Origin of the sequence: Rhizobium sullae (genome assembly GCF_025200715.1) — a bacterium.
In the GTDB taxonomy this organism is placed as follows: Bacteria; Pseudomonadota; Alphaproteobacteria; order Rhizobiales; family Rhizobiaceae; genus Rhizobium; species Rhizobium sullae.
In genome coordinates, this window is record NZ_CP104143.1 from 3,927,458 (window position 1) to 3,947,407 (window position 19,950).

Genomic DNA, 19,950 nt, shown 5'->3' on the forward strand with positions numbered 1-19,950 from the left:
GAACGCGCCATGTCATCGGATCTTGCAGCAAGATTGACCGATCCGGCCATGCTGGTGGCGCTTCTCGTCGCGATCGCCGTCTTCGCAACCTTCTATACGATCGCCGTTCCCTTCTTCGAGCGCGGCGACCTCAACAAGCGGATGCGCGCCGTCTCGACGGAGCGTGATCAGATTCGTGCCCGCGAGCGTGCCCGCATGAATACGGAGTCGGGAAGCAAGGCGTCGCTTCGCAACCAGAACAACCGGTCTGTGCGCCAGATCGTCGAACGCTTCAATCTTCGCGAAGCGCTGGTCGACGAAAACACGATGAATAAGCTCCGGGCAGCCGGCTATCGCTCCGAAAACGCCTTGAACACATTTCTCGTCGCTCGCTTCTTTCTGCCGTTCGTCTTTCTCGCGGTCGCCGTTTTTTGGATTTTCGGTCTCGGAAACCTTGCCGCCAAGCCGCTTCCCATCCGCCTGCTGGCGATGGTCGGCACGGGCTATCTCGGCTTCTACGCGCCGAACATCTTCATCTCGAACCGCATGTCGAAGCGACAGCACTCGATCAAACGCGCCTGGCCGGACGCGCTCGACCTGATGCTGATCTGCGTCGAATCCGGCATCTCGATTGAAGCAGCGATGCGACGCGTCTCGGAAGAACTCGGCGAACAGTCGCCGCCGCTTGCCGAAGAAATGGTGTTGACGACAGCTGAGCTCTCCTTCCTGCCCGACCGCCGTCAGGCACTCGAGAACCTCGGCACGCGCACGCAGATCGGTCTTGTGCAGTCGGTCACACAGGCCCTTATCCAGGCCGACCGTTACGGCACGCCGATTTCGCAGGCGCTACGCGTTCTCGCACAGGAAGGCCGTGACGAACGCATGAACGAGGCTGAAAAAAAGGCCGCCGCCCTGCCGCCGAAGCTGACCGTTCCGATGATCCTGTTCTTCCTTCCCGTTCTCGTTGCGGTTATTCTCGGCCCGGCCGGCATTCAGGTCGCCGACAGGTTCTGACACCGCTTGCAGGCTATTGCGAAACCAGCTAGCCATAGTTTTTGCGTGACTGGCGAATGAGATCGAAGACCATCGGGAAGCGTTGATGTGGCCACCGCTCGTCTGGTCGAAATCAGGAGTTAGTGTTCATGTCTTCCGCAGCCATTCTCACCAGCATTTTTGCAGCGCTGATCGTCGGCGCGATGAGCCCCGGCCCAAGTTTCGTCGTCGTCTCGCGCATCGCCATTTCCCGCTCTCGCCTTGATGGCTTGGCAGCGGCGCTCGGAATGGGTGTCGGCGGCGTCATTTTCGGCATTCTCGCCCTTGCGGGCCTGACGGCGTTGCTGACGCAGTTTGCGTGGCTTTACCTGGTGTTGAAGTTCGCCGGCGGCGCCTACCTCGTCTATATCGCGTTCCGGATCTGGCAGGGCGCGAAGGAACCTCTCGAGGTGTCCGGCGCGGTCGCGGGCGGGGCGTCGCTCGGCCGCAGCTTCTCGATGGCGCTGCTGACGCAGCTCAGCAATCCGAAGACCATCATCGTCTATGCGAGTATATTCGCGGCTTTTCTGCCGAAAACCGTACCTGCAGGTGTCATCATCGGTCTGCCGATCGGCATCTTCGCGATCGAGGCCGGATGGTATGCGATCGTGGCGCTGGCTTTCTCGGCCCGCCGTCCGCGCCAGGTCTATTTGGCCGCTAAGCACTGGATCGACCGCGCTGCCGGGCTCGTCATGGGCGGGCTGGGTTTGCGTTTGATTTCCGGCGCGATCCTTCGGTAACCGAAATCAGTTGGTATTGCTTGCCGGCGCGCTGTCCTTTGCCGCGAGCTTCTGCCAGGAATTTTGCTGGGAAAGCATCGAACGCAAATAGGCGACGTTGGCGTCGGCCTGCTGCTGCGCGAGCTCGCGGCGGGCGATCTCTTCGGCCTCTGGGAAGCGTCCCTGCAGACCGACGACAAGGGCAAGATTCTGCCTGACGCGACTATCGGCGCCCGGCTGGCTCGCCGCTTGCTTGAGATAGGTTTCGGCGGTCCTGAGGTCGCCTGTCAGCACATAGGACATGCCGAGGTTTGAAAGCACGGAAGGCTCGTTCGGCATGATGTCCAGCGCATCGCGATAACGCGCGCGCGCATCGCCGGGCTTGCCCATCTGGTCGAGAATCGCGCCTTGGGCAGAAATAAGCTTCCAATCGGGCCGGTCCGGGGTTTGCGCCCGGCCGATCGTGTCGAGCGCTTGCTGGAATTGTCCGGCGGCTGCCTGGGCCTTGCCGTATGCGGCAAGGACATTGCGGTCTTTCGGATTGGAAATCGCAACCTGCTGCATGACGGCAAGCGCCTGCGCATCACGCCCGGCCATGCGCAGCAGGTTGGCGTAGTTGACGCCGTTGACCGGATCGCGTGGGTTTTTCTCGTAGGCCTGGCCGACCCGTTCCGTCATTGCGTGAAGCTCGTTCGCATCCATGGTTTCGAGCGGCTTTGTCAGCTTCGGAACCGAACCCGTCGTCATCTTGTCCTTGGTCGTCGAGCAACCCGCGAGCGCCGCGACGATCATTATGGCTACGGCGCAGTGGAGAATACGGTTCTTGGAGGGATTGATGGCCGGGAGAGGCATTGCGCTTTCCTGAATTCAGAAACTGGCGCCTGGCCTCTAAGCGGAACAGGGAAAGGTTTGACGCAATCTTCACTCCAGCAATAGTCTGTTAACCCTAACGGACCGTTAAAAAGCGATTCCCGGACATCGCCGAAGGATAAATATGGCCCCCTATCAGTTCATCGAGAGACCGACGCCGTTCAACACGAAAGGCGGTTCCACATTGCCGATCTTCGCGGTCACGCCTGCACACATCGAGACCGGTACGATCGATCCGATCGCGCTCGATTGGGCGAAGAAGGCAGGCTACAGGGCGGAAAGCGGTTCTCTACTGCTTATCCCGACCGCGGCGGGGCACCTCGGCGGGGCGCTTTTCGGCCTCGGCACTAATCCATCGGAACAACCCTATATCACCGGCAAACTTGCCCGCTCGCTGCCGGCCGGCGATTGGCACATCGAAACCGCACCGTTGACGGCAAACCGCCTGTCGCTCGGTTTTGGGCTCGGCAGCTACCGTTTCGACCGCTACCGTTCCGACAAGCAGGCGGCCGCAACGCTGATGATCCCGCGCGATGCTGACGGTGCAGATATCAAGCGCCAGCTCGCAGGCGTCTTCCTTGCCCGCGATCTCATCAACACGCCGACCAATGATATGGGACCCGAACAGCTCGAAGCCGCCTTCCGCGGCCTCGCCGAGCACTACAAGGCGGAAATGTCGGTCATCATCGGCGACGATCTGCTGAAGGAGAACTTCCCGCTGGTCCACACAGTTGGCCGCGCCAGCGCCGATGCGCCGCGCCTCCTGGAACTGCGCTGGGGGAAGAAGGGCCACCGCAAGGTTACGCTTGTCGGCAAGGGCGTCTGCTTTGATACCGGCGGCCTCGACATCAAGCCTGCCTCCTCCATGCTTTTGATGAAGAAGGACATGGGCGGCGCAGCGAATGTAATGGGCCTTGCGCTGATGATCATGGACGCGAAGCTGAAGGTCGACCTCCGCGTCATCATTCCTGTCGTTGAAAATTCGATTTCGGCAAATGCGTTCCGCCCGGGAGACGTCTACAAGAGCCGCAAGGGTCTAACGGTTCAGATCGACAATACCGATGCGGAGGGCCGCCTGATCCTTGCCGACGCATTGGCTTACGCCGACGAAGAGGCACCGGATCTGCTGATCGATATGGCGACGCTCACGGGCGCTGCCCGCGTCGCGCTCGGTCCCGATCTCCCGCCATTCTTCACGGATGACGAAAACCTTGCCCACCATCTGACTGAAGCAAGCCTCGAGACCGACGACCCCTTGTGGCGGCTGCCGCTCTATATGGGCTACGACAAGGATATCCGCGCCAGGATCGCCGACATCACCAACGCTCCGGCGGGCGGTATGGCGGGTGCGATCACGGCTGCGCTATTCCTGAAACGCTTTGTCAGCAATACGAAGAGCTGGGCGCATTTCGACATCTACGGCTGGGCGCCGACCGAGCGCGCTCATTCGCCAGGCGGCGGCGAGGCTCAGGCGATCCGTGCGCTTTACCACCATATCCGCCGCGGCTGATCGACGATCGTTAAAATTTTATTCACTTTGCGAGGCGGCAGATTCTGCCGCCTCTTGCACACCGGCATCCACTGCCGGAGAATGAAACGCTAGCGTAATGATTTTGGAGGATCCTTGCCGATCGAATTGACCGCCTCGCAGGCGCTGGGGCTTTGGTACGGCGTTACCCTCGACCAGGTGCGTCACGACGAACGTGATTTGACGTTGCGCCAGATGGCGATCCTGCTGCATATCTATCTGGTGCCGCCGCCCCATACCGTGCGTGGGCTCGCCGCAACGCTGAACGTGACGAAACCGGTTATCACTCGTGCGCTCGATACCATGGGCGAAATGGGCTTAGTCGATCGGGCACGCGATGAGAGCGACCGGCGGAATGTGATCATCAAGCGCACCGTCGGTGGCGCGCTCTATCTCGAGAAACTCGGCGACCTGGTGCGTGACCAGGGGCGCCGCCTGCCAATATAAGGGAATGGAAGTGACGATGCTCGACCGCCGCCTGCATGCCTATCGTCCGGACCTTGCCGAAGCGAGTCTGGAAGGCAAGGTCGAAGCCTTGCGTTTTGTTTCCGGTACCCCGGCGCGGATCGCCGTTCCGGTTGCGCCGCTTCGTTCGCAACCGGAACTTTCAGTCGACATCGATACGGAACTGCTCCTCGGGGAGGATGTAACGGTCTTTGACCGTGCCGGCGGCTGGTGCTGGGTAAAGGCTCGTTCGGATGGGTATGTCGGCTACCTGCCGGAGGAGATGCTGTCCGACGCTCAAGGAGAACCGACGCATATCGTCACCGTGCAGCGCACGTTCCTCTATCCGGAGCCGGAATTGCGCAAGCCTTACAAGTCGGTGCTCTCCATGGGCAGCCGCGTCAGGGTCGCGGGGGAGGCGGAAGCGCGCGGAAATCACTACGCCGTACTTGAAGATGGTACTGCGATCTTTGCAAGGCATGTCCAGCCTGTTGCTACCGGCAAGGACGACGATTATGTCGAGATCGCGTCGCGCTTCATGAATGCACCTTACTTGTGGGGCGGCCGCTCAGGCCTTGGCATCGATTGTTCCGGCCTTGTGCAGCTTGCCATGCAGATGGCCGGTCGAAGCGCGCCTCGTGACACGGACATGCAGGCAGCCGGCCTCGGCGAGGCGATCGATCGCTCCGAACTTCGCCGCGGCGACCTCGTCTTCTGGAAGGGGCATGTCGCAATCATGGAGGATCCGGAAACGATCATTCATGCCAACGGCTACACGATGACCGTGGCCCGCGAGAATTTTGAAGCCGCTGTCAAGCGTATTGGCCAGCTTTACCAACAGCCAACTGGTTACCGCCGTCCGGTCTGATTTTAGAAACGCCGCGGGTCGAAGAAATCGCGCAGTCCGTCCCCCAGCATGTTGAAACCGAGAACGGCCAGCGCGATCGCAAGCCCGGGAAGGATGGCAAGCCACGGCGCCAGCCCAAGATAGGTTTGGGAATCGGCGAGCATCCGGCCCCAGGTCGGCACCGGCGGCGCCACTCCCAGACCAAGGAAGCTTAATCCCGCCTCAGTGAGGATCGCCAACCCGAGCTGGATCGCCGCATGGACGGTGATCTGGTTCATGATGTTCGGCAACACATGGCGCACCGAAATCGTCAAGCGGCTGTTGCCGATTGCGCGCGCCGCCAGCACGTAGTCGCGGCTCCAGGCCTGCAGGGCCGAGGCGAGAGTGACTCGCGCGAAAACCGGGATCATGAAGGCGGCAATCGCCGTGATCGCCGTAAACTTGCCAGGTCCGAGAAAAGCGCCGAGGATCATCGCGGAGAGGATCGGTGGCAGCGCGAAGATGACGTCGCAGACGCGCATCAGCAGCGTTTCAAAGATGCCGCGGATCGCTGCGGCTGATATGCCGGCAATCGAACCGACCGCAGCACCAACGGCGACCGCGGCGATGGCGATCGACAGCGAATTCCAGCATCCGGCCATCAGCATCGAAAGAACGTCGCGGCCGAATTGATCGGTGCCGAACAGCCCGAAGGCGAAGGGCGGCTGCAGTTTGTGAATGATCTGCATCTTTGCGGGCGGCAGCGGCGTCCAGATGAGCGACAGAAGCGCGATTGCCACGAGCAATCCGATGATGGATGCGCCGGTAAGAAGCTTAATTTGCCGGCTAATCGTGAACGAGCGCCGTCTGATGGCGGTACCGGAAGCGATCACCATCGTCACACATCCCTGCGCAAGCGCGGGTCGACCGCAAGATAGGACATATCGACGAGGAAATTCATGACGACGACGAGCGCGGCAAAAAACAGCACGACATCCTGCATGACAATGATGTCGCGTTGCGACAATGCTTGAAACGCAAGCCGTCCAAGACCTGGCAGGTTGAAGACGTTTTCGACCAGAACCGCGCCCGCTACGAGGAATGTGAACTGCAGCCCAAGGATCGTCAGTATCGGCACCAGCGCGTTCGGCACGGCGTGCCTCCACAAGACTGCGCGCGCCGAAAGCCCTTTCGCGAGTGCCGTCCGCGTGAAATCCTCGTGCAGTGTTTCCAGGACCGTCGAGCGAGTGACGCGTGTCAGGACGCCCGCCTGCGGCAGCGCCAGGGCCATGGCAGGCATAATCAGCGCCTGAAACGCAGGCCAGGGGCCCGCACTCCACCCTGGGAAACCTCCGGCCGGCATGAGTTCAAGCGTCGTTGAGAACAGGATGATCAGCAGCAACGATACCCAGAAAGCCGGAACGGCAATGCTTACCTGCGAAAAGAGCGTTGCGGCGACATCGGCGATGCCGTTCCGCCGCGCCGCTGCAAAGGTGCCGAGCGGCACGGCTATGGCGACGGAAAGGAGGATAGCGAGCAGCGCCAGCGGCAGCGTCACCGCCAGCCGCTCGAGGATCAGCCCCGCGACCGGCACGCCATAGGTATAAGACTGCCCGAGATCACCGGAAATCACTCCGACGACCCATTGGCCGTAGCGAAAGAGCAGAGGTTGATCGAGCCCAAGTTCATGCCGAAGCGCTGCCAGCGTTTCGGGTGTTGCCGAAGTGCCGAGCATGATCGAAGCCGGATCGCCGGGCAGAAGATCCATGACAGCAAAAATCAGGAAAGAGAGGGTGGCAAGCGTCAGGATTAGTCCAGAAAAGCGCCGGCCAAGAACCGTGATCACGTCCCGCCCCCAGTCGTTACCATCTCGTTGCGGAAAATCACTCCTCCCACGACACGTTGGTCAGAACGTTCGAAGGGATCGGCTCGTTTTCCCATAGACCTTTCAGCTTCTTGTTCCACACGCCGAGCTTCGGCATGACGAATAGATAAAGCGCCGGCACATCCTCGGCGAGGATTTTCTGCGCCTCGCCGTAGATCTTGTTCTGCAAGACGGGATCGGTCGTCTCCTGCACCTTCTTCATCAGATCGTTGAAGGTCGGGTTCTTGTAGTTGAAGTAGTAGGGATCGCGCGAATAGATGTCGACATCCATCGGCTCGGCATGCGCCACGACAGTCATCTCGTAAGCGCGGTCCTTCATCACATCCTGCACCCATTTCGCCGGAAATTCGGTCGGTTCAATGTTCATCGTCACGCCGATCTCGGCAAACATTGCCTGCATCACTTGGGCGCTGCGCGGCGCATAGGCCATCTGCGGCGATTTGATCGTGAAGGTGAGGCCGTTCGGATAGCCGGCTTCCGCAAGCAGCGCCTTCGCCTTTTCGGGGTTGTAGGGCAGTAGACCGGTGGTGTCCTGGTAGCCCGGATCGTTCGGCGTATAGTGGCTGCCGATCGCCGTGCCGAGGCCCGACCAGGCGCCGTCGATCACCGTCTGACGGTCGATCGCCATCATCAGGGCCTGGCGCACCCGCTTGTCGTCGAAAGGCTTTTTGGCATTGTTCATGCCGGCAACGACCTTGAGTTCGGTATTGCCGACCTTCGTCACTAGCCGCGGATCGCCCTTGAACGAAGTCATCAGCTCGGGTGCGGCGAATTCCGGAATGGCGTCCACATCGCCTGCTTTCAGCGCAGCAGCCTGCGCTTGCGGGTCGGCGATGAAGCGGAAGGTCACCTTGTCGAGCTTCACGGACACCAGACTGTTCCAGTAGGCCTCGTTCTTTACAAGCTCGACCTTGTCACCTTTCGCCCAGTTGACGAATTTGAACGGACCGGTGCCGACAGGTTGCGTCTTGTCGCTCGCAGCCGACTTCGGACCAACCATGACCGATGCCGGCCAACCAAGCCAGTAAAGCAGGCTTCCCGTCGGCTGCGAGAGATGCAGCACCAGCGTTTCGGGATCCGGCGTATCGATGGAGGCGATCGAGGCGAAGAAGCGCTTCTGCGGATTGACCGAATCTTTGCCGCGGGCACGTTCCAGCGCGAATCTCGCCGTAGCGGAATCGAAGGCTTCGCCGTCATGGAATTTGACGCCCGTCTGTAGTTTGAACTTATAGGTCAGCCCATCCGGCGAAATTTCCCAGCTCTTGGCAAGCTGCGGCCGGACCTTGCCGCTCTCATCGATCGCAACCAGCCCTTCGAAGACATTCTGCCAGGTCACCTGACCGATCGCGACCGGTGCAGCGATCGTCGGATCGAGCCCCGCCGGTTCGACGCTCATGCCGAGATTGAGCACCGTCTTGGCCGCATGAGCCGGCACGATGGCGCTTGCCATCATCGCGACGGAAAGAGCAGCGCTGAGGGAAAGGCGGTGAGCAAGCCGCGTGAAAGGCGCCGGCAGAAAGCTGGTGATCATAATTTTGCGGATCCCAAAAAGGCGATGTGAACTAGTGCGCACATTATGTGTTCATTGTGCATCGAAAAAAGCTACACACTAAAAAAAGAGAAAATGCAAGTCGTCCTGCTCGACCGGCCTCAGCGGCCCTTCAGTTTCGTCCGCATGAAATTTTCGATGAAACTGATGAGCTTGTCCGCTGCGAAGGAGAGTTGCCGATCCGGCGCGATCGAAAGCTCGGCATGCGTGCGGATGGAGTTTTCGCTGGCAAGTGGAATGGCAGCAAGCTGGCCTGCCTCGATCTCGCGGCGCACAGCAAGCGCCGGCAACAGCGTTACCGCGCTGTCGCTGAGCACGAGTTCCTTGAGCATTTCGAGCGAACTGACGGTGAAAACCGGATCGATCGTCAGCCCCTGTCGCTCGACAAGCGCATCGAAGCTCTGGCGGAAACCAAAGGACTTCTCGGGCAGAGCGAGTGTGTAGCGTGCAAGTTCGCGAAGGGTAATTTCCTTGCGCCCTGCCGCGGCATCCTGTGCCGAAACAATCACGTCATAAGCGATTTCAAAGCGCGTCACCACTTTTGCATCGGACATTGGCGGAGCAAAAAGCGTCAGCGCCATATCGGCCCGCGCTGCGTTCACCGCCTCGATGGCTTGCCGGGCGCTGGTGATCATCACCTCGAAGCGGATATTGGGAAAGCTGCGGCTGAACTCCGAAAGCGCGGGTGCAAGCAGACTGGTGACGATTGCGCCGTTGGCGTAGATGGTCACCTGACCGCGCTCGAGACCCTTCAGGTCTTCGATCAGCTGCTGCACATGCTCGAGTTCGCGAAGTGTCCGTCCGGCGCGGGCGGCAAGCAGTTCACCCGCGGCCGTCAGCGTCACGCCGCGCGCGCTGCGTTCGACGAGAGCAGCACCGAAATGTTCTTCGAGATTCTCGATCTGGCGGCTGACGGCAGTCGGCGCAACGCCCAAGTTCTCGGCCGCCTGGCGCATGGATTTTGTCCTGACCAACTCGTCGAAATACATCAGGGCCCGGATCTGCATTTTCTCTCCCGCCGCTTGGGCTCTTCTCACTGTCTGGGCGATCAGCGTCCGTCCGGATAAAGCTCCCGCCAGGCCCTCTGCGCACCCTCGTAAGGCAGCGCTGTCGCTTCGTAAACACCGCGCGCGATCGCTCGGGCCATGACCACTCCTGCGAGGTGGCAAAGCTCCATCAACTCGCCCATGTCGGCCATCGGTCGCGCACACGTCGAAGCGGCAAAGACGGTATCGCCGTCTAGAGGTAAGTGTGCCGGAAGCAATGCCCTTGCCAGCCCGTCATGAGCGCCCAGCGAAAGCCGGTAAGCCTCGGCCTTCGTCAGCGCCGCATTGGTCACGACCGCACCGATCGTGGTTGCAGGTGCCACCACGCCCTTGAGCCGCAAGCGATGGTCGATCGTCGCGGGCATTCCGAGGCTGCCGAATTCGTTGCCGTTTTCGAAGGGTGCCGCCCAGAAATGCGGTCCGTCGCCGATCGTTGCCGAACCGAGCGCATTGACCGCGACGATTGCCGCGATCCGATGCCCAGCGCTGCTGACCGTGCTTGCCGAGCCGAGCCCGCCTTTGAATGTTGCCGTCGTGGCACCTGTTCCGGCGCCCACCGTTCCGAGCGGAAATTCGCCTTTCACAGCTGCCTTGAAGGCCGCATAGCCCATCTCCCGGTAACGCGAATGCAGGCCCCAATCTTTGTCGCCGCCGTTCAAGAGATCGAAGAGGATTGCCTGGGGTACAATCGGAACACGCACTGTGCCCACCTGGAAGCCGCGGCCGGCCTTCCTCAGGCCGGCTTGTACGCCGCCTGCCGCATCCAGCCCAAAAGCCGAGCCGCCGGAAAGAACGAAGGCATCAACCTTTTCGACTGTCATCGAAGGATCGAGCAAGGCCGTGTCCCGGCTGCCAGGCGCGCCGCCGAGAACGCTGGCCGAAGCCGTCGCCGGTTCGTCGAAGATAATTGCAGTGACGCCGGAACCGAGCTTCAGATCCGTTACCTGGCCGATCGAAACGCCCTCGATATCGGTAATGAGATTGAGCAAATGCGCCGTCCTTGTTCACGTCCGATAGGATCGCAACCAGCACGAAAAAACAAGACCGGCCCCTTTTTCGGGACCGGTCATAAACTCTGGAAAGCGACGAAGCGCGGAAATCTAAGCCTGTTTTCAGGCATGGATTGGCTTTGGATGGCGCCGTGTCATCAGGTCGTGGATCGCGAGCTTCACCTCGTCCGGCGAGCTGAAACGCTGCTCGTCGAGGTCGTGCACGTGAAATTTCACGGCGATGAACTTCAGCCGGTCTTCATCTGGAATGACGATCCCGACGGGAACGCCTGCATATTCGATAACTTGCTTTTTCATGCGTAGAACTCCTGCCGCGCGGATTGCGAGGCGATGACGAATTGACTTGTCTGATACCGTTGAAAGGAGGGACGAAGGTCACATTCGACAGTTCGAGCGGGAGAGGGCGCCCGGACGGTCATTGCCGAGTACAATTCGCTCGAGAAGGGTGGCGAGAATATCGATATCTATCATGTCTCGTTCCTTGTGTTGGCGTTGCACTCGTGAGGGTCTCGAAAGACTCGGGACCGGCGACGACCGTCTTTATAATCTACCTTGTTTGTAGAGAATAAAGGACAGTCCATCAGAATCATATTCCGAAACGTGTCAAAATCTCGACGATCCGAAAAAAATAATTCTGTCACAGTCGTATTTGCCGAAAGAACACTATCAGATCTTTGTGCAAATTGCGTGACGGCCGGAAGCCTCGTTTCGATCACCGGGACAGACATAGGAAGTCGTTTTGATTCCGGCAATGGGGCTTTTGATTAAAAAACCGAAAGCCTCGAAATGACCGCATTGATTAACGGCGGAGGACCGGTCACCAACCCTCGGAAAGGACCTTTTCCAGGATGTCCGCGAAGAAGTCGGCGCTCGTGATGGTCAGGCAAAGCGGCGGCTTGATTTTCAGCACATTCAGGTGATCGCCGGTTGCCTGCATGATCACGCCGAGTTCTAGAAGACGATTGCAGATGGCCGCCGTCTCTTGTGTCGCTGGCTCCAGCGTCGTTCTGTCGCGGACGAATTCAAGCCCGAGATAGAGGCCCATGCCGTGGATGGCGCCGACAATCGGATACTTGTCGATCAGTGCGGCAAGCCGACCTTTGAGATGGTCGCCCACCTCGCGTGCGTTGTCCTGCAGCTTTTCGTCTACCATGATGTCGAGCACCGTCATGCCGGCGATGCAACTGACCGGGCTGCCGCCGGACGAGGAAAAGAAATAGCCTTCCTTCTCCAGCGATTCGGCAATTGCCTGCGTCGTGATCACGGCACCGAGCGGGTGGCCGTTGCCCATGCCCTTGGCGATGGTGAGGATATCCGGCACGACGCCCTGCTGCTCGAATCCCCAGAAGTGATGGCCGATCCTGCCGTAGCCGACCTGCACTTCGTCGGCTATGCAGACTCCGCCGCGGGCGCGAACTTGAGCATAGACTTCAGCTAGATATCCATCCGGCAAGGAAATGCCGCCGGCATTCCCATAGACCGATTCGGCGATGAAGCCCGCAAGCCCTTGCCCGCTGGCGTCGATCGACTGCAGCACAGGCGCCATCGCGGCGAGATAGTCTCCGGTCGAATCCGGCCCACGAAATTCGCCGCGATAGGTGTTGGGCGAAACGGCGGCATGCACCCAATCCGGCCGGGTTGTCGGCGCCTGAGGATTGTCGGCAATCGAGGTGGAGACGGCGTCGCTCGCAACCGACCAGCCATGATAGGCTTCCAGCAGGCAGAGCATGTTGCGCGCCCCCGTATGCGCCCAGGCAAGCCGGATCGCCAGATCATTCGCCTCTGACCCGCTGTTGACGAGGAAGACGCGGTCCAGTCCGTCGGGCGCTAAGGCGGCCAACCGCTCGCAAAATTCGCCGATCGCCGCATAGTGAAAGCGCGAATTGGTGTTGAGCTTCAGCCATTGCTCGCCGATCGCTTCTGCCAGGCGCGGGTGCCCGTGGCCGAGAATCGTGACATTGTTGACCATGTCGAGATAGGCGCGCGCCTCGACATCGAACATGTGTTCCTTCCAGCCGCGCTCGATCTGCGGCGGCACCTCGTAGTAATTCTTCTGCGGCTTTGCGAGATGCGCCTGACGCCTCGCAAGCAGTTCTCCCGTTTCCGGCTTGGGCGCGTTGGCGCCCGGTCCAAGCAGACCCGCGGGTGATGGGCAAAGGACGGACCAGGCGGCTGCCTCCTGCGGTGCGGCAAAGAGCGGCGGTTCGAGCGCAGGAACCGTGCAAAGCTGTATACGCAAGCCGCCGAGCGAAGAGGCCTCGCCCGAGACCGTGCCGATGATCTGCCCCTGTTCAACCTCCACGCCATCCTCAACAGACAGATCCAGGCCGTCGAGATGCAGATTGATGCCGTTGCCGATCAGGATGAGATGGTGGTTCTTGCAATCGATGCGTCCGGAAAAAGGGGCAGCGACGCTGCTTCCTCCGGGCAGGCAGATGTCATTGTGCAGCGCGTAGGTCGACGGCTGCCTGGCACTTCGAAGAACGGAGCGCGAAAGCCGGTATTCACCGTAGCGGGTCGCCGCTATGCCCGCCTCATTCGCCGCGCGTGCCAAAAGCCGCCAGTCCATTTCCGCATTCAGCCAGTTACCGGCTGCGAAATGCGGGCTCTGAACGCCGAGGTCGAGATAGGCGATGTTTGCAAGGTCGATCTCCGGCAGAAGCATGTGCCAGCCAGACATATCGATCGGCGGCGTCCCGGCGCCAACAGCCTCGAGGATCGCGGCTTCCATCAATCCGAAGGGAACAGACATGGCCGTGTCGAAGATTCGCCGTTCAAGCTCCAGATTGTTGCGGACGTAGTCGTTTTCCGGATCGATCGAAATCTGCTGTTCGCTGCTTGCAACCAGAATGACCGCACGCGCGACGACTAGCGGCCAAAGCGCCTTCAACTCCTCGTCCGTCAGCGGATAGATCTCGTGATAGGCTTTGACCGCGGGCAGGATGTAGAATGGATCGCCATCGGCCTGATGCAGCAGCGAGGCGCAGGTCACGGCTAGATCGCCGACGAGCCAGCCGCGAATGATATCGCCGAAATCGATGACGCCATCGGGCATCGGCCGTCCTTGCGCATCGATCCGGCAGACGACGTTGTCGCCTGTTACATCATGATGCACGGCCTGAACGCGGAGCGATGGCGCGAGCGGCTGGATGCGGCGTACGGCAAGCACCATGCTCTTTGCGATCCGGTCGCGTGCAGCGCCATCGGTGATTGCCGAAAGCAGCTGAACGGCAACAGGTCCGGCGCGACGCAGATCCCACTGCAGGCTGCGGTCGAGGCCCGAATGGTTGAAATCCGCAAGCGCCTGCGCCAGCCGGGCGCAAAGCGCACCAAGGGCCGCGACGGAAGCCTTCGGCAGGTATTTGCGATGCGTCAGACCTTCGCCTTCGAGATATTCGAGCAGACGTACCTTGAAGGTCTGTTCGCGAACCGTGACGGCGATGATGTCCTGACCATCCGTCGAGCTCATGACCCTCGGGACACGCGGCGCGCCGTCCTTGCTGGTCAGATACCGGATTGCTGCATTCTGCGCCTCGAGCTCCAGCGTATCGTAAGCCATGTGGCAGATCTTCAGCACATAGCTGCCGTCGCCGGTGTCGATCCGGTAATTGCGGTCCTGCTGGCTGCCGAGTTCAGTGATCGTGCCTTGAAAGCCGTAGCGCGATTGCAGGATGCTTTCTGCTTCCGCCGACGTTACGTCCGGGCGCGGCAGTTCCATACGATCAGCACGCGCATCGTCGGTCATGGCATCCCCCACGGCATGATTCGATTGTTCACATAAGCAGATAATCGAATTCGTGTCATGAGCAAGCAAGCTTTGCGCCGCTGCCCTTTTGGGTAGAGATCAACCCATCCGTTCGGATGCGTAGGAACCTGGGCTTGCCGGGAAGACGATGGTGCGGTTGCCGTTGAGGAAGACGCGACGATGGATATGGGCGTGGATGGCCCGCGCCAGTACCTGGCTTTCGACATCGCGGCCGATCGAGACGTAGTCGTCCGCACTCTGGGCGTGGGTGATGCGCGCCGTGTCCTGCTCGATGATCGGACCTTCGTCGAGGTCGGCCGTCACGTAATGCGCCGTGGCGCCGATCAGCTTCACGCCGCGCTCATAAGCCTGCTTGTAGGGGTTAGCGCCCTTGAAGCTCGGCAGGAAGGAATGGTGGATATTGATGATCTTGCCGGACATCTTGCGGCACATCGCATCGGAAAGCACCTGCATGTAGCGGGCGAGCACGATCAGTTCCGTGCCGGTCTGGTCGACGAGATCGAGCAGTTGGGCTTCGGCCTGCGGCTTGTTCTCCTTGGTGACCTTGATGTGATAAAAGGGAATGTCGTGGTTGACGACGACTTTCTGGTAGTCGAAGTGGTTGGAGACGACGCCGACGATATCGATCGGCAGCGCGCCGATCTTCCAGCGGTAGAGCAGGTCGTTCAAACAATGGCCGAAGCGGGAGACCATCAGCAGCACTTTCATGCGGGCACTGCCGTCGTGGATCTCGGCGTCCATGCTGAATTTCTCGGCGATCGGCTTGAAACCCTCCGTCAGCGCCGGAAGGCCGACGCCTTCTTCGGAGATGAAGCTGACGCGAGTGAAGAACTTGCCGGTGTCGAGGTCGTCGAACTGCGAGCTATCGACGATGTTGCAGCCCTGATCGGCGAGATAACTCGCAATCGCAGCCACGATCCCGCGCGTCGATTTGCACGATACTGTCAGCACATAGTTCGTCATGGCCCTCTTCCCTCTCGCGGCAATAACCGGCAGGTCTGCTTAGATTAAAGCAGCCACGCCGCATAGGGCGTGGCTCTTTCATTCGTGCAAGAATTTGCAAGAGAAGCTGTCAAGGACTTGCAGGCTCTTGCATCCATGCATCGAGCTCCAACTTACGGAAGTCATAGCGAGACTCCGTCCCGCCTGCGGCGTCTCGTATCCCCGCCGCGCAACCGTTCAGGTGGAAATCGGCATGCCTACTTTACCGGCAGCGCGTTTCCCGCGCACGCCCTCGTTGACTTTCAGGAACCCAACGAGCAGCCAGACAAGGCCGGCCGTCTTCATGGAGAAGATCGCCGTGGAGCCGATCATCAGGTTCAGGAACATGAAAAGCGATAGCGAATGCGCAAGACGCTTCTGGTTCGGCGTCTCGCCTGCCGGGAAAAAAGAGACGAACAGCCAAAAGAGGATGAGGCCGAAGATCGTCGCGCCATAGGTTATGTAGACGTAGCCGCTGTCGACGAAAGTCGTGGCTTTCTCGAGTTCAAGGCCAAGAGTCGCCGGGATGTCCATGGCAAAGATGTTTCGAACGGTCCCGCTGATGCGGCCGACGAAATCGTCTTCATGGGCATCAGGGCGGAATGCATGGATGACAAAGCCCATGGTGATGATCGCCGGCATCATCAAGAAATCGCAGATCTTCGGAATCCACGGATAGACAAAGTATCCGCCGAGGCAGACCACGCTGAAAATAAGCATCGTGCGCGTGTCGTTGGTGACCAGAATCAACACGACGGTGATGAGGAAAAGCAGCCGGTCGAACAATCTCAAGCGATTGGAAAAGCTGACGAGATAGATGACTAGTACACCGCAGAAATTGGCAAGCGATACCTGCTCCAGGAAGATCGATGAGGACCGGTGATCGATGATCCCGAAGGAAAAGCGGGACGGGAAGCCAAGGGCGCCGCGGAAAAGGCCGATGTCGCTATAGGTGGCGCGCGGCACACCGCGAGTGTTCTCGAAATATTCGGCCGGATGGAACAATGCTACATAGGCTTGTACGGAGACGATTTCGCAGATCAGCACCGCCAGTACAACGATGCAGCAGGTCTTGAAGATCAGCTTCAGCGTTCGCTCGTTCGTCCATCGACCCATGATGACGAAGGCGAAGATGATAAGCACGTTGCGCAGGTGGTCGATATAGCCTGCGCGGTTGGTGACCATCACATAGATCGTGAGGAAAATCGTCGCCAGCAAATAGCCAAGAGGCGCGAGATCCTCTTCGTAGAGCCCGCGCTTCAATATGAAGCCAAAACTATAGACCAGCAGCAGGATCTCGCTGACGACGACATGCGACGACGCAAGCGGCGTGATGTTGTGATTGATGAAGGCGAGAAGGCAATTGTAGGTAACCGACAATACGCCGACGGCCAGGAGGCCGTAGTCGATCTGTTCCTTTGCCAATGCTTCCCGCCGTGCCATCATCACCTGCCTCGTGTCCGGCATGCGTCCTCTGCCGGAGCCGGCGCCTTAGCGGCAGCCTCCAGCACTGTGATTTGCTTTCGCTCATGGCCGTCGTGCGGCTGCACGTTCAACGGCTCGGTTTGCGGCCACCAATCGCCTGCAACCCAGTATGTCCAGCCGAGCCAGACGTCGCCGTTTTCCTGCATCGTATCCAAAACCGCTTTCAATCCGGCGACGCATTCCGGCGCTTGCGAGACACCGAATTCGCCCAGCAGCACCCGGGTGCCGTGCTTGCGCGCCCAATCGGACATGCTGACGATGGCCTTCCTGGCGTTCTCATTGCCGGAACATTCCTCGTGCGTACCGGAGGAATCGCTGTCGAAATACTGGTGAACCTCATAGGCATAGTTCCTGCGCGGGTCCTTGACGCCAAGCATTATGGTGCCATTCGGCCCGCCCGGGCCGTCTGACTGCCAGGAATGGGCTCCCGTCCATTTCGTGCCTGGCACGAGGATGAGATTGCCGGCGCCGACCGCACGGATGCCGCGGATCGCGGCATTGGCAGCGCTCAACCATTTGTCGCTGGCGATGTCATAGGGCTCGTTCATGAGCCCGAAAATCACGTCCTCCTGATCGGCAAATTCGACGGCGAGCCGAGTCCAGAAATCGGCGAATGCCAGCGTCGTCACCGGCGGCGTACCGACCTGCGCTTTCTTGTATTGGGCATAATTGTGCGGATCGAGAATGACGCTCATCTTGTATTTGCGCAAAAGGGTCACCGTATCCTTGATGCGCTGGAGTTCGTCGTCGTTCAGGGCCTGCCCCAGTTCGGGCTGCAGTCGCTCCCACAAGAACGGCAAGCGAACGATATTCATCCCCTTCTTGCGGAAGTAGCCGATCGTCTCTTCTGAGGGGTAAGCATAATCCTTGAAAATCTCTCCACCCGGATTGCCGAACTCCGCACCGGAAAGATTGATGCCGCGAAAGCAGGGCCCCGCTGCTTCGGCAAGGCCAGCGTGCAATGGCAGCACTATTGCCGCGGCGATCGTCAGCATGCGGCGCCAGGGCGAAAAGGCGGCTTTCATCAATCTCGCTTTCAGGAGCTTTGCCATGTTCCGGCAATATCGGGTAGGGTATCTTAACGCTCCGTTAGCTAAGGATTTCTAAAGTTGATCTGCCTCCGCCAAAGGTCTGCGTCGGCGGGTCACGAGTGTGTCTATGAGCCAATTCGACAGGAACAGAGTCAGCCGGCTGCCTAGCTGGCGAAGCTACGAGCCTGCGCCAACCGCGCCGGAAAGCTCTCCTGCGCGCACGCCAGTCTTGAGACCTGGCGACTTCGCAAGGCCTGTTTTCGAGCCGGAAGCACAGCAGTCGCCCGCTCCCCCGGAAAGAGATCTGCGCGACCAGCCGCCGCCTTTGCCACCGCAGCCGGAGCGCGACGTTGTCCGTCCGGCACCGGTTTCCGTCGATCCCGACGCGCCGCTTCTTGATACGCGATCGATCATTTTTGCAATCTGGAACAGAAGGCTGATTGTTCTCGGTCTTGCCGTGCTCGGCGCATTGGCGGGCGGAGCCCTGCTGCCGTCGCTGCCGCAGAAATTCACCGCGAGCACGAGCCTTTATTTCGATCCGCGCCAGATCGGCCTTGCTGATCCGGCGCCGCAGTCATCGGCGATCTCGCCGGAGATGATCTCGTCGATGATCGACAGCCAGGTGCAGATCCTGATGTCCGGCAATGTGTTGCGCCGGGTTGCCGATACCATGAAGCTTGCGCAGGATCCGGAATTCAACGGCGGCCGGAGCGACGATGCGGCCGTGGTCAGTGCATTGCAGAAGGCGCTTACGATCACCCGGCAGAGCAGCACCTATGTCGTATCCTTGACGGCGGTAACGAACAATCCGGACAAATCCGCCAAGCTTGCAAACCAGGTCGTGACTTCCTTCATGCAGGAGGAAAGCAGTGCCTCGACCGGTCTATACGAAAATACCACTGCAACGCTTGATGTTCGCCTGAACGATCTGCGCCAGAAGGTGCAGGAAGCCGAGCAAGCCGTCGAAACCTTCCGCGCCGACAACGACATGGCGGCAACGGAGGGCAATCTGATCTCCGACCAGCGCCTTGCGTCGTTGAATACGCTTTTGCTGACCGCACAGGAAAAGACCATCCAGGCCAAGGCTCGCGCGGATGCGGCCGCGAACATGAGCTTTGAGGATATTGTCGCCAACAGCCAGACGGACCGCAATTCGGTGAACTCGTCGCTCGCGAGCCTTCGACAGCAATATGCTACGCAGGCCGCAATTGTCGGCAGCCTCGAGAGCCAGATGGGCGCCCGGCATCCGCGGCTGCAGGCCGCCCGCTCGTCGCTGCAGAGTATTTCGGGCGAGATAAAGGGTGAATTGCAGCGCATGGTGACCTCGGCGCGCGCCGATTACGACCAGGCGAAGAAAGCCGAGGACGCGATCGCCAAGGAACTGAACATTCAAAAGGCGCTGCAGGCGACCACATCCGACAAGCAGGTCGAACTCAACGAACTGCAGCGCAAGGCGACGGCCGCCCGCGAAATCTACGAGACCGTTCTGAAGCGCTCCAGCCAGACGACCGAGGAACAGAACCTACCTCAGAGCAACATGCGCGTCATTTCGGAAGCCGAACCGCCAACGAAACCGGACGGTCCCGGCAAGAAGGTTCTGCTGGCGGCCGGCGTTATCGGCGGGCTCTTCGCCGGCTTTGCCGCCGGCGCTGCGATTGCGATCCTTGCAAGCCTCTTCGCGCATCCGCTCGTCCGAGGCTATTTCCGCCGAGAAGCCTAGGGCCGGATCGATCTGTCGTTGCCCTTGCTGCCAAAAGCTTGATCACCGCCGGGACGCTTCCTAAATCCGAAGGTGAACG

General features: G+C 60.0%; 17 protein-coding genes. 6 read left to right on the forward strand and 11 right to left on the reverse strand.

The annotated features are described in order from the left end of the window. The first annotated feature begins 9 nt into the window (after positions 1–9). Both N2599_RS19415 and N2599_RS19420 read left to right on the forward strand, forming a co-directional pair. Positions 10–993, forward strand: a complete 984-nt coding sequence (locus tag N2599_RS19415; RefSeq protein WP_027510540.1) for a type II secretion system F family protein — start codon at positions 10–12, stop codon at positions 991–993. 128 nt (positions 994–1,121) lie between these two features. Next, a complete protein-coding gene (locus N2599_RS19420; protein ID WP_027510541.1) occupies positions 1,122–1,751 on the forward strand; it encodes a LysE family translocator in 630 nt (209 codons plus the stop codon). A 6-nt stretch (positions 1,752–1,757) separates the two neighbouring features. On the opposite strand, the gene N2599_RS19425 is transcribed toward N2599_RS19420, so the two are convergent. After that, positions 1,758–2,582, reverse strand: a complete 825-nt coding sequence (locus N2599_RS19425) for a tetratricopeptide repeat protein (protein ID WP_027510542.1) — start codon at positions 2,580–2,582, stop codon at positions 1,758–1,760. A 142-nt stretch (positions 2,583–2,724) separates the two neighbouring features. Here N2599_RS19425 and N2599_RS19430 point away from each other — a divergent pair, with 142 nt between their 5' ends. The 3 genes from N2599_RS19430 (at position 2,725) to N2599_RS19440 (ending at position 5,440) form a co-directional block, all read left to right on the forward strand. Beyond that, the gene (locus N2599_RS19430) at positions 2,725–4,110 is read left to right on the forward strand and encodes a leucyl aminopeptidase family protein (RefSeq protein ID WP_027510543.1); all 1,386 of its coding nucleotides are present in this window, start codon (positions 2,725–2,727) and stop codon (positions 4,108–4,110) included. A 114-nt stretch (positions 4,111–4,224) separates the two neighbouring features. After that, positions 4,225–4,575 (forward strand): MarR family winged helix-turn-helix transcriptional regulator, encoded by a 351-nt coding sequence (locus N2599_RS19435; RefSeq protein WP_027510544.1) that lies wholly within the window; start codon positions 4,225–4,227, stop codon positions 4,573–4,575. 10 nt (positions 4,576–4,585) lie between these two features. Next, positions 4,586–5,440 (forward strand): C40 family peptidase, encoded by an 855-nt coding sequence (locus N2599_RS19440; protein ID WP_027510545.1) that lies wholly within the window; start codon positions 4,586–4,588, stop codon positions 5,438–5,440. A 2-nt stretch (positions 5,441–5,442) separates the two neighbouring features. Here the strand turns inward: N2599_RS19440 and N2599_RS19445 are convergent, their stop codons facing one another. From N2599_RS19445 to N2599_RS19490, 10 genes are all read right to left on the reverse strand, one after another. After that, the gene (locus N2599_RS19445; RefSeq protein WP_027510546.1) at positions 5,443–6,294 is read right to left on the reverse strand and encodes an ABC transporter permease; all 852 of its coding nucleotides are present in this window, start codon (positions 6,292–6,294) and stop codon (positions 5,443–5,445) included. A gap of 2 nt (positions 6,295–6,296) precedes the next feature. Next, on the reverse strand, positions 6,297–7,244 hold the full coding sequence (locus tag N2599_RS19450; RefSeq protein WP_027510547.1) for an ABC transporter permease: 948 nt from the start codon (positions 7,242–7,244) through the stop codon (positions 6,297–6,299). A gap of 37 nt (positions 7,245–7,281) precedes the next feature. Then, complete coding sequence (locus N2599_RS19455; RefSeq protein WP_037142139.1) at positions 7,282–8,814, reverse strand: ABC transporter substrate-binding protein; 1,533 nt, start codon at positions 8,812–8,814, stop codon at positions 7,282–7,284. A 119-nt stretch (positions 8,815–8,933) separates the two neighbouring features. Continuing rightward, positions 8,934–9,839: a LysR family transcriptional regulator gene (locus N2599_RS19460; protein ID WP_027510549.1), complete on the reverse strand. Its 906-nt coding sequence runs from the start codon at positions 9,837–9,839 to the stop codon at positions 8,934–8,936. Between the two features lie 41 nt (positions 9,840–9,880). Next, entirely contained in the window at positions 9,881–10,867 is a 987-nt protein-coding gene (locus N2599_RS19465; RefSeq protein ID WP_027510550.1) for a P1 family peptidase, read from the reverse strand. 123 nt (positions 10,868–10,990) lie between these two features. Next, positions 10,991–11,185, reverse strand: coding sequence for a hypothetical protein (locus tag N2599_RS19470; protein ID WP_027510551.1), 195 nt, complete (start codon positions 11,183–11,185; stop codon positions 10,991–10,993). Between the two features lie 520 nt (positions 11,186–11,705). After that, positions 11,706–14,633 (reverse strand): aminotransferase, encoded by a 2,928-nt coding sequence (locus N2599_RS19475; protein ID WP_027510552.1) that lies wholly within the window; start codon positions 14,631–14,633, stop codon positions 11,706–11,708. A 99-nt stretch (positions 14,634–14,732) separates the two neighbouring features. Continuing rightward, positions 14,733–15,617, reverse strand: a complete 885-nt coding sequence (gene purU, locus N2599_RS19480; RefSeq protein WP_027510553.1) for a formyltetrahydrofolate deformylase — start codon at positions 15,615–15,617, stop codon at positions 14,733–14,735. Between the two features lie 216 nt (positions 15,618–15,833). Next, entirely contained in the window at positions 15,834–17,102 is a 1,269-nt protein-coding gene (locus tag N2599_RS19485) for a hypothetical protein (RefSeq protein WP_037142141.1), read from the reverse strand. Beyond that, positions 17,081–18,145, reverse strand: a complete 1,065-nt coding sequence (locus N2599_RS19490) for a glycoside hydrolase family 5 protein (protein ID WP_027510555.1) — start codon at positions 18,143–18,145, stop codon at positions 17,081–17,083. Before N2599_RS19490 ends, N2599_RS19485 begins: the two co-directional genes overlap by 22 nt. 133 nt (positions 18,146–18,278) lie before the next feature. On the opposite strand from N2599_RS19490, the gene N2599_RS19495 reads away from it, so the two are divergent. After that, positions 18,279–19,871, forward strand: coding sequence for a GumC family protein (locus tag N2599_RS19495; RefSeq protein WP_027510556.1), 1,593 nt, complete (start codon positions 18,279–18,281; stop codon positions 19,869–19,871). Positions 19,872–19,950 lie beyond the last annotated feature (79 nt).

Coding starts and splice junctions, on each gene's coding strand:
- N2599_RS19415 (WP_027510540.1), top strand. CDS start 10: ATGTCATCGGATCTTGCAGCAAGATTGACCGATCCGGCCATGCTGGTG.
- N2599_RS19420 (WP_027510541.1), top strand. CDS start 1,122: ATGTCTTCCGCAGCCATTCTCACCAGCATTTTTGCAGCGCTGATCGTC.
- N2599_RS19425 (WP_027510542.1), bottom strand. CDS start 2,582: ATGCCTCTCCCGGCCATCAATCCCTCCAAGAACCGTATTCTCCACTGC.
- N2599_RS19430 (WP_027510543.1), top strand. CDS start 2,725: ATGGCCCCCTATCAGTTCATCGAGAGACCGACGCCGTTCAACACGAAA.
- N2599_RS19445 (WP_027510546.1), bottom strand. CDS start 6,294: ATGGTGATCGCTTCCGGTACCGCCATCAGACGGCGCTCGTTCACGATT.
- N2599_RS19455 (WP_037142139.1), bottom strand. CDS start 8,814: ATGATCACCAGCTTTCTGCCGGCGCCTTTCACGCGGCTTGCTCACCGC.
- N2599_RS19460 (WP_027510549.1), bottom strand. CDS start 9,839: ATGCAGATCCGGGCCCTGATGTATTTCGACGAGTTGGTCAGGACAAAA.
- N2599_RS19470 (WP_027510551.1), bottom strand. CDS start 11,185: ATGAAAAAGCAAGTTATCGAATATGCAGGCGTTCCCGTCGGGATCGTC.
- N2599_RS19475 (WP_027510552.1), bottom strand. CDS start 14,633: ATGACCGACGATGCGCGTGCTGATCGTATGGAACTGCCGCGCCCGGAC.
- purU (WP_027510553.1), bottom strand. CDS start 15,617: ATGACGAACTATGTGCTGACAGTATCGTGCAAATCGACGCGCGGGATC.
- N2599_RS19485 (WP_037142141.1), bottom strand. CDS start 17,102: ATGCCGGACACGAGGCAGGTGATGATGGCACGGCGGGAAGCATTGGCA.
- N2599_RS19490 (WP_027510555.1), bottom strand. CDS start 18,145: ATGAAAGCCGCCTTTTCGCCCTGGCGCCGCATGCTGACGATCGCCGCG.
- N2599_RS19495 (WP_027510556.1), top strand. CDS start 18,279: ATGAGCCAATTCGACAGGAACAGAGTCAGCCGGCTGCCTAGCTGGCGA.